14 protein-coding genes, 10 tRNA genes and 1 pseudogene are annotated in these 14,519 nt (G+C 69.5%); 7 read left to right on the top strand and 18 right to left on the bottom strand.

Features of this window, described 5'->3' with window-relative positions:
* Positions 1 to 38 precede the first annotated feature (38 nt).
* The 10 genes from AB0M79_RS22845 to AB0M79_RS22890 form a co-directional block, all read right to left on the bottom strand.
* Positions 39 to 109 (bottom strand) — tRNA-Cys (locus tag AB0M79_RS22845).
* Between the two features lie 6 nt (positions 110 to 115).
* Positions 116 to 189: transfer RNA gene (locus AB0M79_RS22850), tRNA-Val, on the bottom strand.
* Between the two features lie 2 nt (positions 190 to 191).
* A tRNA-Met gene (locus AB0M79_RS22855) sits at positions 192 to 267 on the bottom strand.
* A 46-nt stretch (positions 268 to 313) separates the two neighbouring features.
* Positions 314 to 386 (bottom strand) — tRNA-Leu (locus tag AB0M79_RS22860).
* Position 387: 1 nt separating this feature from the next.
* Positions 388 to 463: transfer RNA gene (locus AB0M79_RS22865), tRNA-Thr, on the bottom strand.
* A gap of 8 nt (positions 464 to 471) precedes the next feature.
* Positions 472 to 544 (bottom strand) — tRNA-Leu (locus AB0M79_RS22870).
* Positions 545 to 579: 35 nt separating this feature from the next.
* A tRNA-Gly gene (locus AB0M79_RS22875) sits at positions 580 to 655 on the bottom strand.
* Between the two features lie 48 nt (positions 656 to 703).
* Positions 704 to 776 (bottom strand) — tRNA-Arg (locus tag AB0M79_RS22880).
* A 110-nt stretch (positions 777 to 886) separates the two neighbouring features.
* Positions 887 to 959, bottom strand: a tRNA-Ala gene (locus AB0M79_RS22885).
* A 213-nt stretch (positions 960 to 1,172) separates the two neighbouring features.
* A tRNA-Trp gene (locus tag AB0M79_RS22890) sits at positions 1,173 to 1,245 on the bottom strand.
* Between the two features lie 382 nt (positions 1,246 to 1,627).
* Here AB0M79_RS22890 and AB0M79_RS22895 point away from each other — a divergent pair.
* Positions 1,628 to 3,301: an HNH endonuclease signature motif containing protein gene (locus AB0M79_RS22895; RefSeq protein ID WP_364217103.1), complete on the top strand. Its 1,674-nt coding sequence runs from the start codon at positions 1,628 to 1,630 to the stop codon at positions 3,299 to 3,301.
* A 50-nt stretch (positions 3,302 to 3,351) separates the two neighbouring features.
* On the opposite strand, the gene AB0M79_RS22900 is transcribed toward AB0M79_RS22895, so the two are convergent.
* Together AB0M79_RS22900 and AB0M79_RS22905 are read right to left on the bottom strand one after the other, a co-directional pair.
* Entirely contained in the window at positions 3,352 to 5,721 is a 2,370-nt protein-coding gene (locus tag AB0M79_RS22900; protein WP_364217106.1) for a tetratricopeptide repeat protein, read from the bottom strand.
* 158 nt (positions 5,722 to 5,879) lie between these two features.
* Positions 5,880 to 6,467, bottom strand: a pseudogene (locus AB0M79_RS22905) (AfsR/SARP family transcriptional regulator); the annotation flags it as partial.
* Between the two features lie 236 nt (positions 6,468 to 6,703).
* Here AB0M79_RS22905 and AB0M79_RS22910 point away from each other — a divergent pair.
* The 4 genes from AB0M79_RS22910 to AB0M79_RS22925 all read left to right on the top strand — a co-directional run bounded on the left by AB0M79_RS22910 (position 6,704) and on the right by AB0M79_RS22925 (position 9,213).
* Positions 6,704 to 7,195 carry a hypothetical protein gene (locus AB0M79_RS22910; protein ID WP_364217109.1) on the top strand — a complete coding sequence of 164 codons (492 nt, stop codon included), beginning with the start codon at positions 6,704 to 6,706 and terminating at the stop codon, positions 7,193 to 7,195.
* Between the two features lie 104 nt (positions 7,196 to 7,299).
* Entirely contained in the window at positions 7,300 to 7,446 is a 147-nt protein-coding gene (locus tag AB0M79_RS22915) for a hypothetical protein (protein WP_364217112.1), read from the top strand.
* A gap of 147 nt (positions 7,447 to 7,593) precedes the next feature.
* Positions 7,594 to 8,082 (top strand): hypothetical protein, encoded by a 489-nt coding sequence (locus AB0M79_RS22920; protein WP_364217115.1) that lies wholly within the window; start codon positions 7,594 to 7,596, stop codon positions 8,080 to 8,082.
* A gap of 213 nt (positions 8,083 to 8,295) precedes the next feature.
* Positions 8,296 to 9,213, top strand: coding sequence for an aminoglycoside phosphotransferase family protein (locus AB0M79_RS22925; RefSeq protein ID WP_364217118.1), 918 nt, complete (start codon positions 8,296 to 8,298; stop codon positions 9,211 to 9,213).
* 104 nt (positions 9,214 to 9,317) lie between these two features.
* On the opposite strand, the gene AB0M79_RS22930 is transcribed toward AB0M79_RS22925, so the two are convergent.
* The 5 genes from AB0M79_RS22930 to AB0M79_RS22950 all read right to left on the bottom strand — a co-directional run bounded on the left by AB0M79_RS22930 (position 9,318) and on the right by AB0M79_RS22950 (position 12,857).
* Entirely contained in the window at positions 9,318 to 10,190 is an 873-nt protein-coding gene (locus AB0M79_RS22930; protein ID WP_364217121.1) for a hypothetical protein, read from the bottom strand.
* A 156-nt stretch (positions 10,191 to 10,346) separates the two neighbouring features.
* Entirely contained in the window at positions 10,347 to 10,793 is a 447-nt protein-coding gene (locus AB0M79_RS22935) for a DUF5980 family protein (RefSeq protein WP_364217124.1), read from the bottom strand.
* A gap of 109 nt (positions 10,794 to 10,902) precedes the next feature.
* Positions 10,903 to 12,048, bottom strand: a complete 1,146-nt coding sequence (locus AB0M79_RS22940; RefSeq protein WP_364217127.1) for a DUF6596 domain-containing protein — start codon at positions 12,046 to 12,048, stop codon at positions 10,903 to 10,905.
* Positions 12,045 to 12,452: a YciI family protein gene (locus AB0M79_RS22945; RefSeq protein WP_364217130.1), complete on the bottom strand. Its 408-nt coding sequence runs from the start codon at positions 12,450 to 12,452 to the stop codon at positions 12,045 to 12,047. The genes AB0M79_RS22940 and AB0M79_RS22945 overlap by 4 nt, the downstream gene beginning before the upstream one ends.
* Before the next feature lie 225 nt (positions 12,453 to 12,677).
* The gene (locus AB0M79_RS22950) at positions 12,678 to 12,857 is read right to left on the bottom strand and encodes a hypothetical protein (protein ID WP_364217132.1); all 180 of its coding nucleotides are present in this window, start codon (positions 12,855 to 12,857) and stop codon (positions 12,678 to 12,680) included.
* 247 nt (positions 12,858 to 13,104) lie between these two features.
* On the opposite strand from AB0M79_RS22950, the gene AB0M79_RS22955 reads away from it, so the two are divergent.
* Both AB0M79_RS22955 and AB0M79_RS22960 read left to right on the top strand, forming a co-directional pair.
* Positions 13,105 to 13,569, top strand: coding sequence for an SRPBCC domain-containing protein (locus AB0M79_RS22955; RefSeq protein WP_364217135.1), 465 nt, complete (start codon positions 13,105 to 13,107; stop codon positions 13,567 to 13,569).
* 1 nt (position 13,570) lies between these two features.
* The gene (locus tag AB0M79_RS22960) at positions 13,571 to 13,870 is read left to right on the top strand and encodes a metalloregulator ArsR/SmtB family transcription factor (RefSeq protein WP_364217138.1); all 300 of its coding nucleotides are present in this window, start codon (positions 13,571 to 13,573) and stop codon (positions 13,868 to 13,870) included.
* Positions 13,871 to 13,894: 24 nt separating this feature from the next.
* Here the strand turns inward: AB0M79_RS22960 and AB0M79_RS22965 are convergent, their stop codons facing one another.
* Positions 13,895 to 14,356: a hypothetical protein gene (locus tag AB0M79_RS22965; protein ID WP_364217141.1), complete on the bottom strand. Its 462-nt coding sequence runs from the start codon at positions 14,354 to 14,356 to the stop codon at positions 13,895 to 13,897.
* Positions 14,357 to 14,519: the final 163 nt, after the last annotated feature.

Here is a 14,519-nt window from a genome sequence, read left to right on the forward strand (position 1 = left end):
ACAGGGACGGCTGCTCCACCTCGGATGGCACAGCGTCGAGGCCGCAGCCGGACTCGAACCGGCGTCTACCGCTTTGCGGGCGGTCCCCTGACCACTCGGGCATACGACCGTGGCGTGTCCCGGGCTGGAGTCGAACCAGCGACCTCCGCCGTGTCGGGGCGGCGCTCTGACCTGCTGAGCTATCGGGACGGGAGCAGGGGCGGGATTCGAACCTGCGGTCTCCGGCTTATGAGGCCGGCGAGGACGACCGAACTCCTCCACCCTGCGGCGGACGCCGCCGGGAGTCGAATCCTGGTGGCGCTGCGTTGTCGCGTACCCGGAGCGCGATTCGAACGCGCACTGGCGCCGTCCTGAGCGGCGTGCCTCTGCCGTTGGGCTACCCGGGCGTGGAGCCGGCGGCGGGACTCGAACCCGCTGCCTGCCGATTACAAGTCGGCTGCACGGCCTGTCGTGCTGCGCCGGCATGGTGCGTGCCCTCGGCGCGATTCGAACGCGCACTGTCGACGTCCTCAACGTCGGGCCTCTGCCGTTGGGCTACGAGGGCGGGGTGAACCGCGGGCGGAGGATCCGCACCTGCGATGGAGTGGCTACCGGGGCTCGAACCCGGGACCTTCGCCTTGGCAAGGCGACGCTCTACCTGCCGAGCCACAGCCACGCACGAGCCGTCGACCGGAGTGTCGGGCTCCCGGTACGGTGCCGGCGGCGTCCTCGGAGAGATTCGAACTCCCGACCCCCGGATCCGTAATCCGGTGCTCTATCCGCTGAGCTACGAGGACGAAACGGAAGCGGTCGGGTACGCCTTTCTCGGCGACTCGACCCGGCTGCCGCACGGTCTGGCCCAGGTGCCGTACCGGTTTCCCGGCCGGTCGTCCTGGTCGACCGCTCGTGGACCTGGGCGGATTCGAACCGCCGACCCCCGGTCTGCCGAACCGGTGCGCTACCAACTGCGCCACAAGCCCCTACGTCCGGACCCCCGAGTCGAACGGGGTGTCTCGCGCTCCCAAGGCGCGCGGGTTGCCGTCTCCCTCGCTCCGGATCGTCCGGCCGCCGGCGGATGTGCCGGCGGCCGGAACACGATGTCGACGCGGCGCACTCGTGCGCGGCGTCGGTGCTGTGCCATCCACTGTGGAGTTCTCAACGAGCCGTGCCGCCGGCCGGGGCCGGGGCGGTTGCACGGGCAGCAGGAGTTGAACCCGCATCTTCCGGTTTTGGAGACCGGTGCTCTGCCGGTTGAGCTACACCCGTAGGTCGATGGAAAGGAACTGGTCGAGCAGGTCCGGAAACGGAAACGCCGCCCGGTCCCGGATCTGGGTGGGCGGCGCGCGGATCGCTAGCGGTCGCTAGCCATGCCACCTGCCCAGGTGGTGGTTCTTTTCGCTGCCGGCCAGGAAGCCGGATCGGCCGGCACAGGTCGTGGCGACCTCGCCGCGCGGCGTCAGCCATCGCGGTGTGATCGAGGTGTGCCACAACATGTCGGTCTCCTGACCTGGTCGGTTTCGTCTTGGTGCTGATCTCTACGGTAGGGCTACCCCCTGGACCGGGCAACCCTATTAGGAAACGCGACGGCATCCAGTCATCGGATCGGCACCCTGTTGTCCTCGATGTTGTCGCTCGCTACTGTCCCTCGGTGTCCATTTCGGAGAAGACGCGAAAGATCATCTGGGTCGAGGCTGGTGGCCGGTGCGCCATCTGCAAGGTTCTGGTGCTGACGCCGGGAACCGCGACAGATGACCCTTCCGTCTTTGGGGAGGAGGCCCACATCGTGGCTCGCTCCCCCGGTGGTCCCCGCGCGGGCGGCCTCGCCCCGGGCAAGCTCGACAGTCACGACAACCTCCTCCTGCTCTGCAGCAAGCACCACAAGCAGGTGGACGATCAACCACTTCGCTACCCGGTCGAAGAGTTACGGAGAATCAAACGCGACCACGCCGCGTGGAACGCCGCCCTCGCGCCACGAAATCAGCCGGTACTCGTGCCGGATCCGAGGTTTGCCCAGCCGGTGGCCAGCGAGACCCTCGCAACGGGCAGCCGGCTCTGGAACCTGTTCGTGGAGTGCCCGGCGACGAGCTACACCTATCCAAACCACCTTCCCCAGGGGGACGGCGACCTCATCGTCGAGTTCCTGAACCTGCTCAGGAGCTACGCGGAGAACATCCAGCACATGCGTGGCGCTCGCGCGCTGATGGACGCGGAGCATGCCCTCAACGGATACCTCGCGAAGCTCGCTGACCGGAACTACTCCCTGGGCGCACAGGTGCGAAGAGCGCTGGCGGCCGGAACCGTACCTGGGGAGGCGGTGGCGTGGTACGAGTTGCACCTTGAGGTCAGGCCGGTCGGCGGCGGGCAGGAGCGGAATCCTGCTGACTCGCAGACCGGGCTGATCGTGCATCGATCTGGCGGGCGTAACGGTGAGGTACGCGGGCGCGGGGCACTTTCCCTCGGACGGCTCGCCACCGCTGCGGCGGGGGTACTGGTGGTCGCCGCTCTGTTCGTCGTCGGCTGGGTACTGCCCGAGACCTTTGACCGCGATGCGGCGAAGGACCGCATACGGGAGGCGTTCCAGTCCGACGACGATCTGCGCTACAGCATCGAGTTCTTCGACGAAGGTGACAGTCTCGTCCTCCCGCGCGGTTTCAGACTGACCGACCCGCAGCGGCAGGTCCTCAGGAACTTCCCTGACGAGATCGACGGCTTCCGTCAGTTGCAAGCCGACCTTCGCGCCGCCGGTGCCGCGAACCCGCACACCCTGACCCTCCGGGTGACGCTCGAGGGGCGCCGCAATCAGCCGATTCGCATAGACGACGTTCGGCCGATCAGTCTGCGGCGTACCGATCCCCACTCGGGCACCTTGCTCGACATCCCGCCGCAATCGTCCGGGCAGACCATCCGAATGATGTTCGACTTCGACGAGGCCGACCCCCGCGCCCGGATCGCCGTGCCCGACGGGGGCGTCGGCAACGAGCCCGGGGATCTGTTCTTCGAACACCACACGTTGGAGGTCGGCGACCAGGTCGAGGAGGTCGTCGTGATCGAGTCGATCATCGGCCAGGGCGCGGCGACGTTCGAGATAGGCGTCGACTACCGAATCGGTGGCCAGGCCAAGCGTCTTGTCATAGACAACCAAGGCGTGCCGTTCGCGCTTACCGCCCTGAACTGCACGCAACGCAGCCGGCATGATCCGCGGGGGCACATCTCCAGCGAAGGCCATGCCCGCTACGAGGAAATCTGGGAGCTCTCGACAGGGTTCACCCTGACTCCAGTCGACCGTCCCGACCGCTACGGAATGGGATATCCCTACTGCTAGGCGTCTGTCGGCATGAGGGTGGGGATCGGCCAGCACGACACCAGCGGCGGTCAGCCCTCGGTGTCGCGTACGGCCGTCTCGTCGGCCGCCAGCCGGCGCAGGAGTGCACGCGTACGGTCGATGCCGAGCAGGTGCCCGACCTGCTCGTGGAGAGCCAGTGCCTGGGCAGCCTGGGTACGCGCTTCGGCGATGCCGCCGGTGGCGCGGTGCACCTCGGCGAGGACGGCGCGGGCGCGGGCTTCGATGTGGCGATAGCCCGTCGCGGTCGCTATCTCGATCGCGCCGTCGACCATGGACAGGGCTGCCTTGATGTCGCCCTGCCGGAGCGCGGTTTCGGCGAGCCCGATCCGGGCATCGGCTTCCTGATACCGGGTGCCGGCCGCGAACGCGATGTCCAGAGCCACCCGGTACGTCTCTTCGGCATCCGGGTGATCGCCGGCCAGCAGTTCGATGGAGCCGATGGTGTTTCGGATGTCTGCCTCGCTCGACCGGTCACCGCTCTCCTCCACACCGGCCAGCGCGGTTCTGGCTCGATCGAGCGCCCGATCCAGCGCCCCGGTGTCACGGTCGATCAGGGCCAGGACGCCCAGCGCGACCAGTTCGCCGGAGCGGTAGGCGGCCGCGCGGGCGAGGGCCAGGGATTCCTCGGCGCATGTGGTCGCCTGCGCGAATTCGCCGAGGATCCGCATGGACTCGCCGAGGTTCGTCAGCGTATAGGACTGCCCGGTGACCGATCCGGCCTCACGGTGCAGTGCCAGCGCGGCGCCGAAGTGATCCGCCGCGACCCGGGCCTGGCCGAGATCGAGGTAGACGAGCCCCAGATTGCTGAGATTGGTTGCCTGGTTGGCGATGCGGCCGAGCTTCTGGTTGGCCTCGAACGCCCCGCGGTAGCTGCGGGCGGCGAGTTCCAACTGACCGGACTGAAGGTTGACGGTGCCGAGTCCGCCCATGGCCGCTGCCTGGCCCTCCAGCCAGTCCGCGGCCTCCGCGCCGCGGTGGGCCAGCGTGTAGTGGCGCGTCGCGACGGCGTAGTTGCCCTGGCACAGGTGCGCCGTCGCGAGGTTCAGGTGGGCGGTGGCACGTCCCAGGTCGTCGTGGATCGAGTCCGCCGCGGCCAGGCCGGCCTCTGCGACGGCAAGCCAGTCCACCATGTGGCGCTGTAGCCAGAAGTATCCGCGCAACCCGTCGGCGAGTATCCACCCGTCGTACGGACGGGTGGTGGTGGCATGTCGGACCGCCGCGACCAGGTTGGCGCGTTCCGCGTCGAGCCAGGCGATCGCCTTGCCGGAGTCGTCCGCGAAAGACGTGCTGGGTGCCGGGGCGCGGCCGGTCTCCGGCCGCAGCAGGTTGGGGTAGAGCAGTCGGGCGGCCTGGTCGACCAGGCCGAGGTAGTGCTCCAGCACCCGGCCCCAGGCGTGGTCGATGTGGGCGGCGGGCTCGCTGTCTTGTGCGCGTTCCCTGCTGTACAGCCGCACCAGGTCGTGGAACGCGTACCGTTCGCCGGCTCGTGGTTCGACCAGGCTGATCGCGACGAGCCGGTCGAGCAGACGTTCCGTGACGTCCCGGGTCGCGCCGGACAGTGCGGCGGCGGTGGCCGGGTCGAAGCTGGGCGTCGGCAGCACGCCGAGCAGACGGAACAGTTGCTGTTCCTCGGGCGTCAACACCGCGTACGAATGGTCGAGGGCCACCCGGACGGCGATGCTCTCCTCCCCTTCGACGGTCAGCCGGGCGAGGCGCTTGTCGGAGGCGATCGCCGCGACGTAGTCCGCCGTCGTCCACCGTGGATGGTCCGCGAGGTTCGCGCCCGCGATCCGCAACGCCAGCGGGAGGTGTCCGCACGCTCGGGCCAGCTCCTCGATGGGCGCCCGTGCGGTGTCCGCCCGCGCCCGGCCGATGATGCGGACCAGGAGTTCCCGGGACTCCGCGGGGGCGAGCGGGTCGACCGTCCGACGGCTCGCGTCGTGCTGGGCGACCAGTCCGGTGAGCCGGGCCCGGCTGGTCACGAGTATCACGGCGGGACCACCGGCGGAGAGCAGCGGCCGCACCTGTCCGACGGTGCGGACGTTGTCGAGCAGCAGCAGCATCCGCCGATCGGCCGTGGACGCGCGCAGCAGTGCGGCGGCGTCCTCGGCGGTCGTCGGTATCTGCTCGGCGGCGATGCCCATCGCCCGCAGGACGGTGGCCATCGCTTCGACGGCCGATATCGGCGCCTCCGGGGCATATCCTCTGAAGTCAACGTAGACCTGGCCGTCGGGGAATCTGTGTGCGACGGTTCGTCCCCAGACGAGGACGGTCGCGGTCTTCCCGACGCCGGCCGCACCATCGAGGGCGATGACCGTCGGCGCCGAACCGTGGCGGGGGCGGTCCAGTTGTTCGTCGAGCCAGGCCAGGGTGGCACCCTGACCGACGAAGATCGGCACGGGGGCGGCAACTGAGGTGGTCGTCGGCCCGCGGAGTCCTCTCCGTGCCCGACGGTCACCGGGGCACTGTCCGGCCGGGACAACTCGGGGTCACTACGGAGCATGGCCTGGTGCAGGCGCTGAAGTTCCGGCCCGGGCTCGACACCGAGTTCGCGTACCTGGACATCGCGCAGTCGACGGTAGAGTTCGAGCGCTTCGGCGCGCCGGCCGATCCGGTAGAGCGCCGTCATGAGGTGCCGGTGCATGTCCTCCCGGAACGGATGCGCCGTCGCCAGCGGTTCCAGGTCGACGATCACCTGGGCGTTGTCGCCCGACTCCAGGTCGAGCGACGCCTTCTCCTCGACCGCGGCGATTCGTACGTCGTTCAGGCGCTGCGCCTCCCGGGCGACGGGCCAGGTGGTCGCCACGTCGGCGTACGGCTCGCCACGCCACAGATCCAGTGCCTCGGCCAGCAGCGCACGGGCCCGGCCCAGGTCGCTGCCGCGCACCGATCGCGCGGTGGTCAGGAGATGCTCGAACAGGCGCGCGTCGACCTCGTCGCGGTCCACGGAGAGCAGATAGCCGCCCGAGCCGTGCCGGATCCGGTCCGCGTCGCCCAGTGCCTGCCGGAGGCGGCGCACATACACCTGGAGCGTCTTGCGGGCACTCGCCGGCGGCACGCTGCCCCACAGTGCCTCGATGAGGTAGTCGGCGGAACTCGGTTGGCCCGCGCGGCAGAGCAGCAGCGCCAGGAGCCTACGCAGCATCGGCGCGTCCAGACCCACGGGACGGCCCTCGCGCGACACCGCCAGAGGTCCGAGAACAGCGAAGGAGACCACTCCTGCTCACCTCCTGGCACGACCTGCCTCCGCCGGCCGTAGGGAGTATAGCCGCATGTCGATCATGCGCCGCTACCGTCGCGCAACCGTGCCGCTACCGCCGGCAACCATGCTTGCCTCTCCGCCGGACACCGGCGGAAACGCTCATCACCACGGGAGAAACGATGACTGGCAGGAAGTCGTTCGCGCACGCGATTATCGTCGTGCTTCTTTCGTCCGCGGCGATCCTGATACCGAGCACGTCGGCGTTCGCCGCGAGGTCGACGAACTGGCACCGGGTAGGCGGGAGCCTGGAGCAACGCAACTGGATCGACCTCGGCGTCGATGTCTCCTTCTACCAGTACGTCGGCCTGCAGACTTCGGTCTCCTTCGGATCGAGCGCGACCTCGGCAACCGGCTGCAAGATCACCGGTTGGCTGATCCTCCGGCGGGCCGGTCAGACGAGCACCTGGGAAGGCCCCCGCAACACCTTCAACTGCCGGTGGGCACTCGACAACACAGGCACGGCGGTCGTGAACTGGTGGCCGAACTGGTCCGGCTCCACCAGTGGCGACGTCGCACGGGGACGAGTCTGTGTCGACCTCTACTACAACGGGTCCTCCTCGTCCGGATGGCAGCGCTGCTACACCGGCCCGGAGGTCTGGAGAACGGAGTAGGGATCTTGTGCGCGTCACGACGGGCCCCTCCCGCACCCGACGACCTTGTCCATATCAGCGCCCGCCCCGGACGCCCCACCGCCAGCTGGCATCCGGACGATGCGATGACCGACGACACGCCCGACAACAGCGCCCGGCCCGTCGCCGTGGACGTGCGCCGCCACCTCCATCTGCCGATCGCCGATGCCGACGGTGTCACCCCGGACCGGACCTTCGTCTGGCCGGCGGCCGGCCCGGTGAACTGCCGGTGACCACTCGGCCACACGTCGATCTCGTCGCCGACGCCGCCCCGCTCGCGGCGCCCCGGGGCGACCCGACCACCGAACCAGCCGCGTCCGCCCGGCTGGCCGGACGACGGAAGAACGGTCATTCAACATCCAATCGAGGAAGGATTCCTGATGGTCAAGCGCACCTTGTCACCGATGCGAGCACTGCTCGCCGCCTGCGTCGCCGCCCTGATGGTGCTGGTCGTCCAGTCGCCGGCACACGCGGCGCTGCCCGACGGGCACGACCTGTACGTGCAGTTCGAACTGCGGGGGGCGGACTGGTCAGAGTCCTACGACGCCTACCTGACGATCACCAACGCGGTCACCAACGACGTGGGATGGGGCGACTTCAACTCGGACCCCCTTGGCGGCATTCCGGGTGACGCCATCCGGGCCTGCGACCGGCACGCCGACGGCTGGGGAGTCGAGATGCAAATGGACATCAACCCTGGAGCCTCCTTCCAGGTCGACCGCATCGCCACCACCCAGGGCCACAACTCCCCCTACTGCAGTGGCTGGCAGAGCGGGAACATCGCCGAGAACACCCTCGTCGCACTCCGGGTCTGCATGGTCAAGGGCACCTCGAAGTACTGCTCCGCCATCCAACGGGCCCGCGCCTAGGAATCCGAGGAGCGAGCGCCCTCCGGCGTCGCATCACGATCAGCGAAGCACGAACAGTCAGTGGCTGAACGGCACGTCGCCGTTCAGCCACCTGGCGTCGCGGAGGTGAACCGCCCAGGTTGCCGCACCAGACCGGGTCGTACCGCCGGCGGTGGGCTCGGCGCCGCGGTCGACGGTGCGGCGGCAGGAACAGGGCACGCATAGGCTGCCACAATGAGACCCCCGGAGCCCACCGGCGCCGTACTCGCCTGGGCCGCCCGGCAGGTGGGCGAAAAGGCGACAGCGGTCGTGGTCAAAGGGCTACGCGAGGGCGGCAACCCGTGGCTGCTGCGGATCCGGCACGACGGGCACGTCAGCGAGGCGGTCCTCAAGGTAACCGCCCCGAACGATCCAGGCGGCTTCGCCACCGAGATCGCAGCACTGGGCGTGGCCGAGGATCGCCACGTCGGGGCACCGACGATCCTCGGGTTCGACACCGGCGCCGACGGCACCGCGGCCGTAGTCGAGACCGTCGTGCCCGGCAGCAGCACGATTCCGGTCGAGCCGACACCGCGACGGCTGCGCGCGCTGGGCGCGGCGGCCGCCGCGCTCCACGCTGTCGCCGCCGTCCCCTCGCCGGATCTGCCGGTACGCACCCGCCCGATCCCGGCCAGTGACTTCGCCCGGCAGCGCCGGCTCGGCCGTGCCCCCACCACACCGCTGCTCCAGGCGGCCGACGCGCACGTCAGTCGGCTTCCGACACCGGCGGGCAGGCCGGTGCTCGTGCACGGTGACCTCTGGCAGGGCAACACGTTGTGGGACGGCGACACGCTCACCGGCATCGTCGACTGGGACATGGCCGGGGTCGGCCACAACGGCATCGACCTGTCCTCGCTGCGCCTGGACGCGGCGCTCATGTTCGGCGGCGATGCGGCGGAACAGGTGCTGGCCGGATGGGAAGACGCGACCGGGGAACCGGCGGGGGACGTCGCGTTCTGGGACGCGGTCACCGCGCTCAACATGCCAGGAGACATCGCCGTGTTCGCCCCCGCCATCCACGATCAGGGCAGACGGGACCTGACCGCCACCACCCTGAACAGGCGCCGCGACGCGTTTCTCCGCCAGGCGCTCGCCCGGCTCCCCCAGCCCTGATCACGGCTGCGGAACGCGCTCGTCGCGGTCGCGTACGGCTCCATCGCCCTGAGCCGGGCCGACGCCGCGGCCCGCCGGCGCCGGTGCCGGCGGGCCGCCGGCCATCAGTCGAGGACGTCGGCGAGACGGGACTTCTGCACCCCGTCGGAGAAGAACGGGCGCAGTCTGACGGACTCGTCGCCGGCCATGGCGAGGAACTGGGTGAGCGAGACCCGGATCTCGATGTTGCCGTAGTTCGGATCCTTGTAGGAGACGACCCTGGTCTTCGGGTCGTAGGACTGGAGCAGCACGGCATGGACCGTCGGCTCCATCTCAGCGACCGGCCGGCCGGTGCAGTCCAGGACGTCGTCCCGGTCGGTGCTCCGGAGCTTGAACCGGCGCCGGACGCCGGCGTACGCGGGCACACTCTGCTCGCACAGGGCCACGTGCGCGTCGTCCGCCGCCTGGCCGCCGCCGATCTCGGACCAGCCGGTATTGAGCAGTGCGGCGACCTCGTTGGTGTCCTGGGCGGCCAACTGGACCAGCTTCACCGCCCGCTGGTGCGCCTGGTGGTATTCGGCGACGACGTACGGAACCTCGTACCGGCCGGGTTCGGGCAGCAGGACGTCGACCGAACCGGTGGAGCCGAGCGCGTCGCGGGCGTACCGTGCCACGACCGTCCGGTCGATGAGGCCGCGGTCGTGGTCGCCCCCCGGGCCGGCGTCCCACAGCAGCAGCTTCCGTACCATGGCGTCGAGGTTCTGCTCCGTCAGCCGGAGGGCGAGGGTACGCCGGTTCGGCTTCGGCGCCGGGTGGGCGTTCATCGCCTCCTCGACGGCGTCGCTGCTCGGGTAGGAGTTCATGACCGCCCGCAGGTAGCGGGTCCCCTTGCCCCGGGCGTGCGCGACCGCCTCGACGACGAAGAGCCAGCAGGACGGTCCCTGCTGCATGAACAGTTCGGTGGCTACGGCGGGGAATGCCCGCAGTGGAGATGTCATGGTGTCGTACCTCATCCGTGGTCTCGGCGCGGAGTGTCGACAACATGAGGGTCCCGATCGTGGCCGGGATACGACGGCTAGCCGACAGCGGCGGCCGCAATGCCGGCCGCCGGGCGCGTGCCGTGGGGCCTTGCCGTGGGGCCGATCCGCTGAAGCCTAGGCGCAGCCCCAGGTCTCCTGCACCTGGATCGTGACGGGGACGCTCTGCGTCTCCACCCCGTCCGACGCCGTCAGCTCCGGCCGGTACACCCCGAACGGTAGCGGCGGCAGGGTCATCGCGATCAGGTTGAGCGCGTTGTGACCGTCGCTCGAACCGGGCGGGATCGGCGGATGCGGCAGGCTCGTGGTCATGCCCGTGGGTAGGTTGCGGGCTCCGACCTCGATGGGCGTCGACCACTCCCCGTCGATGGTGATCCAGAAATAGGTCCACCAGGACTGGCCGGCCGGAATGCAGATACGCTGCCCGATGTCCGTCAGGCGCCAACTGGCCGCCGACGTGGTGGTGTCCGTGGCAGCGGCCGGCTGGCCGCCGATCAGCACCAGCACCAGTGTCATGAACAGCCCGAGCGCCAGCCGAGCGGCGCCAGAGGTGGATCGCAACATCGGAGCCTCCCAAAGCTCTTTCGACGGGCGGCGATCACCGGATTGCCACCATTTAAATCGCCATTCATCAATACGATAGCCCACCGCACGGTTCCGGAGGAATGGCCGCTCAACCGCGCAGTTGCGCGTTGAGACGGGCGGCCTGGCGGGTCAGGTGATCCCGTTCGGGGATGTTGGGCGCTGATCGGGCGGCTTGGGCGTAGAGCCGTGCCGCGGTCGCTGGATCACCATCACGCTCGTGCAGGTATGCCGCGACGGCGGCGTGCCGCGGCAGGGAGGGGTCGAGTCCCGCCAGGGCGGCCAGGCCGGTCCGCGGGCCGTCGGCCTCGCCGACCGCGACGGCCCGGTTGAGGCGGGCCACCGGACTGTCGGTGAGGCGCACCAGTTCGTCGTACCACTCGACGATCTGCACCCAGTCGGTCTCCTCGGTCGTCCGGGCGTCGGCGTGGAGCGCGGCGACGGCCGCCTGGGCCTGGAACTCGCCCAGGCGGTCGCGGGCGAGGGTGGCCTGGAGCATGTCGATGCCCTCGGCGATCAGGTGGGTGTTCCACCGGCTGCGGTCCTGCTCGGCGAGCGGCACGAGCCTGCCGTCGGGGCCGGTGCGTGCCGGGCGCCGTGCGTGGTGCAGCAGCATGAGCGCCAGCAGGCCCGTGACCTCCTCGTCGTTGGCCCTGGCCGCCAGTTGGCGGGTGAGCCGGATGGCCTCGGCGGCGAGGTCGACGTCGCCGGAGTGGCCCTCGTTGAAGACCAGGTAGAGCACGCGCAGCACCGTGGCGACGTCACCGGGCTGGTCGAACCGGACGCCGGAGACGGTCCGCTTGGCCCTGCTGATCCGCTGGGCCATGGTCGCCTCCGGCACGAGGTAGGCCTGCGCGATCTGCCGGGTGGTCAGGCCACCGACCGCGCGCAGCGTGAGCGCGACGGCCGAGGCCGGTGTCAGGGACGGGTGCGCGCACAGGAAGTACAGCGCGAGCGTGTCGTCCACCGCCTCGCCCGGGGCGGGCATCGGCTCGGCCTCGACCAACTCCTCCCGCCGCCGCCGGGAGGCATCGGCGCGGACGGCGTCGAGGAACTTGCGCCAGGCCACCGTGACCAGCCAGCCCTTGGGGTCGCGCGGCGAGTCGTCCGGCCACCCGCGTACGGCTTCGACCAGGGCGTCCTGCACGGCGTCCTCGGCCGCCGCGAAGTCGGCTCCGCGACGGACGAGAACACCGATCACCGCGGGTACCAGCTCCCGCAGCAGCGACTCGTTCACTCGGTGGCGGTGGACTGCACGCCGTAGAACGGGCGCACCTCGAGCCACTCGTGGATCGGCTTGCCACCCGCCCCCGGAGCCGCGGACAGCTCGCCGGCCAACTCCAACGCGCGCTCGTAGGTCTCCACGTCGATCACCATCCAGCCGGCGATCAGGTCCTTGGTCTCCACGAACGGGCCATCGGTGACCGGTGGCCGCCCCTCGCCGTCGTAACGGACGAACGTGCCCTCCGGGGAGAGCGCCTGGCCGTCGACGAACTCGCCGGTGCCCTCCAGCCGAGCGGCGAAGTCACGCATGTACCGGATGTGCGCGTCGACCTCGTCCGGCGTCCACTGGTCCATCGGCACGTCGTTGACCGCCGCGGGCGCGCCACGGTAGTGCTTGAGCAGCAGGTACTTGGCCATCATGTTCTCCTCGATGCGGTACGGCCATTGTGGCCGAGTTCGCACCGGGGACGGAGCCGGCCGCGCGTTCTCGACATCCCGCCGAGAAATTTCTCGCGCGGCTTCCGCGCCCGTCCATCGCGCGGCGGTCACCCGGTCGGCCCGGCGCACCGCCCCGGTCGAGGTGGTGCGCCGGTGACGCCGGTGGCGGTGCGATTCCGCGGACCCGGCCGCAGCCGTCGCCCGTCAGAGGTGCAGGTAGCCGGGCAGTCCTTCGGGCCGTTGGCCCTCGCAGTTCGGATCGACGGAGTCGAAGTGCTCCCCGTTGCCGCGGACGAGGCACCGGTAGAACGCCCGGTTGGGTGCTGCCGGCGGGGCGCTGTACGCGTAGCCGATCTCTCCGCAAAAGAGAACCCATGGCCGCAAATTCTTCAGATCAATTTTATGACTGTCAATGCGCTTGTATTCTTTCGACAATCGTTGAACGGGACTTTGGCGGAGCGTCCAAGATGAATGCGCGCGGTCGCGCCACAGGAGGCCGCACGTTGCCGACAGCGGAGAGATTCGCCGTTCGAGCCAGGACGCGACACCCAGGAGTGCAACCGACGGGTTGCACCTAGCCGGGCGCATGTGTAACCTCCGGGTGACACTACCGATCAGGGAACGAGACGTCGTGGACCGTATCCAGCGCGAGATCTCCATCAACGCCACAGTCCAGCGAGTATGGGAGCTGATCACTCAGGCTGAGCACATCCAGGTCTGGTTCGCCTTCGATGGCGCGCAGGTCGACCTACGTCCGGGCGGGACACTCGTCCACACCTGGAAAGAGCACGGCTCCTTCCGAGGCGTCATCGAGCGGATCGACCCGCCCACGGTCTTCTCCTACCGGTACTCGTCGGTGCCGGACGAGGAACCCCGACCGGGATACCAGACCCTGGTGACGTTCAACCTTGCCGCCGAGGGCGATGGCACCCACCTCACTGTCGTCGAGAGCGGGTTCGACGAACTGGCCATGGACACCGAACAGCGGCGCATGCACATCCAGGGTACGGCCGACGGATGGTCCGGCGGCCTGTCGGCGTTGCAGGAGCACACGGCTACGGGCAGCTCCCGTGACAATGTCCCGACCACGAACTGAGGTGTTGGCGGCACTGGCCGACCCCACCCGCTGGCACGTTCTGCAACTGCTCGCGGAACAAGGCGAGCAAACGGCCACCCGGCTGGCCGGCTCGCTACCGGTCAGCCGACCGGCGGTGATCAAACACCTCATCACGCTGCAGCAGCACGAACTGGTATCCAGTCGCCGACTCGGGCGTGAGGTGCTCTACAGCGCGAACCCGTCCCGACTGATCGAGACCGCACAGTGGATGTCAGCCGTCGCGACCACCTGGCAGGCCAGCCTCCTGAGACTCAAGGCCCTGGCGGAAGGCACCGGGTAACGCCGCCAGCCGCAGGCGTCGGGGTCAGGTGTCGTACAAGCCGTCCCAGGGCGGGGCGAAACCGAGGCCGTCGGGGAGAAACTCGACATGGTCCCGTCCGTCGTGGGGTTCGGACTGGTCGACGAGCCCGAAGACGTGTCCGTCTGCCTCGACCTGGAACGGTTTGATGCTGATGTCGCCGAAGACGCGTCCGGGTAGAGCGTCGAGCCAGCCGGCGAGGCAGCTCTGGGCTTTCTCGACCGAGTCGGCTCGGTGCTCACCGGTGCCGGCGAACCAGATCTGCGAGTCGATGTGGCCGCCCTGGTCGTCGAACCGGTGCAGTACGGCGTACCACCGTTTGAAGCGGTACCAGTCGGAGTTGCGCCCCGCGCCGTCTTCGAGGGTCGCCGTGACGGAGCCGAAGAACTGCCCACCGTCATACCGGCCGATGGTGTCGGTGCGATAGTCGGGCTCGTACGCGATCGGCACACGGTCGGGAATCGCCATGGTCGACAGGCTAGTGTCACGGTCCGACAGCCCTGTCCCACTCGAAGTGAGGGCATCGAGGCCGCCGGCGTCCGTGCCCGGCGCAGGCGACGCCGCACCGTCCAGGCACCTGATCGAACCGGACAGCGGCGGTCGGGCGCCGCCGGCGGTCCTTCGGCCAGGC

Source organism: Polymorphospora sp. NPDC051019, from assembly GCF_040683055.1.
In the GTDB taxonomy this organism is placed as follows: Bacteria; Actinomycetota; Actinomycetes; order Mycobacteriales; family Micromonosporaceae; genus Polymorphospora; species Polymorphospora lycopeni.

Bases quoted from the DNA above. Each gene is read 5' to 3' on its own strand.
- AB0M79_RS22965 (WP_364217141.1), bottom strand. From the start codon at position 14,356: ATGGCGATTCCCGACCGTGTGCCGATCGCGTACGAGCCCGACTATCGC.
- AB0M79_RS22935 (WP_364217124.1), bottom strand. From the start codon at position 10,793: ATGTTGCGATCCACCTCTGGCGCCGCTCGGCTGGCGCTCGGGCTGTTC.
- AB0M79_RS22930 (WP_364217121.1), bottom strand. From the start codon at position 10,190: ATGACATCTCCACTGCGGGCATTCCCCGCCGTAGCCACCGAACTGTTC.
- AB0M79_RS22910 (WP_364217109.1), top strand. From the start codon at position 6,704: ATGACTGGCAGGAAGTCGTTCGCGCACGCGATTATCGTCGTGCTTCTT.
- AB0M79_RS22945 (WP_364217130.1), bottom strand. From the start codon at position 12,452: ATGGCCAAGTACCTGCTGCTCAAGCACTACCGTGGCGCGCCCGCGGCG.
- AB0M79_RS22915 (WP_364217112.1), top strand. From the start codon at position 7,300: ATGACCGACGACACGCCCGACAACAGCGCCCGGCCCGTCGCCGTGGAC.
- AB0M79_RS22925 (WP_364217118.1), top strand. From the start codon at position 8,296: ATGAGACCCCCGGAGCCCACCGGCGCCGTACTCGCCTGGGCCGCCCGG.
- AB0M79_RS22920 (WP_364217115.1), top strand. From the start codon at position 7,594: ATGGTCAAGCGCACCTTGTCACCGATGCGAGCACTGCTCGCCGCCTGC.